The following is a 439-nucleotide window of genomic DNA, read 5'->3' as shown; positions in this document are numbered from 1 at the left end:
GGTTATTGGCCATGAGAACCAGTCCCATGTCAATTTTCACCTTGCGCTTGCCTCGCAGATTGCAGCGAGTGTAGCCCAAACAAGCCTTTATCTGACCAAAGACAGGCTCGACATCTATCTTCCGCTGGGCATAGATGCGGCGGCCTTCTTCCGATAAAAGCGTCTGGCTTTCTTTGAGTTTCAGGGCTTGATAACGCTCATTGATATAAAGCCCCTTTTGAGGTGCCTGCTCTGGCTGATCCGTGAGATAAACCTTGATTTCTTGTTCAAACCCTGTGCTTGTCTTCCGAGTTTCGATGTGATGAAAGGAATATACAAAGCCATCCGGATGAGTATAGCTGTCTGAAGCTTCATCGTAGAGCCAATTAGCCAGATTTTTGGCCGAGTTTTTATGGGAGCGTTTTTGTTCCCTGTCAAACTGATTGTATTTGATATAATG

Annotated in this window: 1 protein-coding gene; it reads right to left on the bottom strand. The window is 45.8% G+C overall.

Annotation, left to right across the window (positions count from 1 at the left end):
- Positions 1 to 439, bottom strand: a 439-nt coding sequence (locus tag SCRDD08_RS10725) for a transposase (RefSeq protein WP_061423621.1), incomplete at both ends; no start/stop codon positions are given.

The sequence above is a fragment of the Streptococcus cristatus genome, assembly GCF_001578775.1.
Taxonomy (GTDB): Bacteria; Bacillota; Bacilli; order Lactobacillales; family Streptococcaceae; genus Streptococcus; species Streptococcus cristatus_A.
Note: the sequence above shows the minus strand (reverse complement) of the source record. Positions and strands in the feature narration are given on the sequence as shown.